Source organism: Paenibacillus thalictri (genome assembly GCF_004307995.1).
GTDB lineage: Bacteria > Bacillota > Bacilli > Paenibacillales > NBRC-103111 > Paenibacillus_AF > Paenibacillus_AF thalictri.
Window position 1 is genome coordinate 1 of record NZ_SIRE01000065.1, and the last position, 2,853, is coordinate 2,853.

Annotated in this window: 1 protein-coding gene and 1 pseudogene; both read left to right on the forward strand. The window is 47.1% G+C overall.

Annotated elements, in window-relative coordinates; translation table 11 throughout:
- Window positions 1-23: 23 nt before the first annotated feature.
- A pseudogene (locus EYB31_RS39840) lies at window positions 24-1,168 on the forward strand (DEAD/DEAH box helicase); the annotation flags it as partial.
- 17 nt (window positions 1,169-1,185) lie between these two features.
- Complete coding sequence (locus EYB31_RS39845; RefSeq protein WP_131019134.1) at window positions 1,186-2,736, forward strand: tetratricopeptide repeat protein; 1,551 nt, start codon at window positions 1,186-1,188, stop codon at window positions 2,734-2,736.
- Window positions 2,737-2,853 lie beyond the last annotated feature (117 nt).

Here is a 2,853-nt window from a genome sequence, read left to right on the forward strand (position 1 = left end):
GGCAGCATGACAAAGGAGATTTTATGACATTTGAACAATTGAAATTGATTCCCCCCATTCTTAAAGCGCTGGCCAAGGAAAATTATAGACAGCCCACTCCTATACAGGAGCAGGCAATTCCGCCAGTGCTGGCGGGCCGAGATTTGTTCGGCTGCGCTCAGACGGGGACCGGCAAGACCGCGGCGTTCTTGCTACCCATTTCCAACTGCTGAGCGAGCAGCAGGCACGACCGAGCGGCAAACGTGTCATTCGTTCGCTGATCCTGACGCCTACGCGTGAGCTGGCGATTCAGATATCCGACAACTTTAAATCTTACGCACGTTTTTCGAATCTGCGAAGTGCCGTGATTGTAGGCGGCGTCTCGCAAAAAGCTCAGGAGCTGGAACTCGAGCAAGGCATGGACATTCTGATAGCGACGCCGGGCCGACTCATCGACCTGATGAACCAAGGATTCGCCGATCTGCGTCACGTGCAGATTCTCGTGCTGGACGAAGCAGACCGCATGTTGGATATGGGCTTCATTCACGACATGAGAAGGATTATCGCCAAGCTGCCTGCCAAACGACAGACGCTGTTTTTTTCGGCGACGATGCCGCCCGAGATCACATCTCTGGTAAACTCGCTGCTGAAGAATCCAATGAAAATCGAAATTACGCCCGTTTCCTCGACGGCGGAGCGGATACAGCAGGCACTCTACTTTGTGGACAAGCCGAACAAGCTGCCGCTGTTGATCGATCTGCTGCAAGACAAGTCGATCGAGAGCGCGCTTGTGTTCACCCGTACGAAACATGGCGCGGACCGGCTGGTGAGGGGCCTGACGAAGGCGGCGATTACGGCGCAGGCGATTCACGGGGACAAGTCACAGAACGCCCGCCAAGCTGCGCTGAATAACTTCAAGCAAGGTGTGACTCGCTTGCTGGTGGCGACAGACATTGCGGCCCGGGGCATCGACATCGAGGAGCTGTCGCACGTCATTAACTACAATTTGCCGAATATCCCGGAGACGTATGTGCATCGGATCGGCCGTACCGGACGAGCGGGATTAAGCGGAATAGCGATTTCGTTTTGCGAGCACGAGGAGATTCCTTATCTGAAAGATATCGAGAAGCTGATCAAGCAGAAGATTCCGGTGATCGAGGATCATCCGTATCCGATGACGTTGCCAGAGGACAGGAAAACGATTAAATGACAACTCATAATAAACAACGTTACCGCTTCAGTGAAGCACCGATATGGAATATTCAGAGGGAATATTATGAGCAAGAAGGTTTGAAGGCTTGGAAAAACGACCAAGTTCCTCAATACATCACGAGCAATCCAATGATCGCTGCAGCCTACGCAGAAATGATATTCGGCTTTCTTCAAGACCGGGCCGATAAGGAAGATAACTCAGAGCCTGTTCTTATTGTGGAGCTTGGAGCAGGAGCGGGGCGTTTTGCTTTCCATGTGTTACACGAGTTATGCCAGTTGATTGACTATGCAGGGATAACGTTACCTTCGTTCCGATATATCATGACGGATTTGGCGATGAACAATGTGGTGGCATGGAAGGCTCATCCAGCTCTACAAGCTTTTATTGCCAAAGGAATACTTGATTTTGCACGATTTGATGCTGTTCATGACACAGCTCTGAATTTGATTGTATCAGAGGCAACCATTAGTACGGGAGATTTAAAACAACCTGTTGTCATTGTGGCTAACTACTTTTTTGATGGTATTCCGCAAGAGCTGCTTTACGTGGCTGAAGGTAACATTTACGAAACCGATGTTTTCATCGAATATCCTGAACGTAAGGATTCACTTAAACCATCAGAATTACTTGGTCAAATATCTTTGCAGTATAAGCATCGGCGGGCGCCGGAGTATGAGCAAGAAACTTTTCCTTATCGTGATGTCATCGCCGTTTATCAGGAACAATTGGAAGATTCGCATATTTTGTATCCCGTCGCGGGATTAGCCTGTTTAGAACGTTTGAACCAGTTGTCGCAAGAAGGATTTCTATTAATAACCGCAGACAAAGGGGATCATTTACTTGATAACTGGAAATTCGCGGAACCGCCGGAGTTAATCCTGCACGGAAGTTTTTCTTTAACGGCAAACTACCATGCGATTCAGTATGTTTTTGAACGAAGAGGAGCCATGGCGTTATTTCCGCCGCATCATTATAAAAATATAAACGTGGGCTGTATTCTCCATATGGATAAGCCGATGAACTATGTCAATACAAGATTAGCTTATCGTCGAAATATTCAACGTTTTGGTCCGGATGAGTTTTTCAGTTTGAAGCTATGGGCAGATCGCGATATAGAGAACATGGGACTACAACAAATGTTGAGTTTTTGGCGTTTGGGTGGATATGATGCGGAATTTTTCATTCAAAGTGCGAAGCGGATCTCTAGTCTGCTGCCGGATGCAAACGATGAAGAAATACAGGATATTTGGAGAGGCATACAGCTCATGTGGTCATCGTATTACGTCATGGAGCAGCGCTATGACTTGGCGCTTGATGCTGGATTGCTACTGTTTGAGATGGAAATGTACGAGGAATCCAAGCATTTTTTAGAAATTTCAATACATCAAGAACAAGATGAAATCGTATCGACCGTAATTTATTGTCTGGCAATTTGTTGTTTCGAGTTAGAGTTAGACGAAGACGCTCTGAGATACGTGCGAAAGTTATTAGAACTCGAGCCGGATCATGAAGAGGCATTGGCATTGTTAAGCCATTTTGAGTAAGATTAGTCATGTTTAATATGTGGCGGCAGTCTATGACGTTAATTCTCGTCAAAGGTTGCCGCTTTTTTGGTACAGGTAATTGCAACCGCATGGGAGTGAAGATGACTTTCTGCTAGT

What these genes read in the sequence shown, in the direction of transcription:
- EYB31_RS39845 (WP_131019134.1), top strand. Translation starts at nt 1,186, where the DNA reads ATGACAACTCATAATAAACAACGTTACCGCTTCAGTGAAGCACCGATA.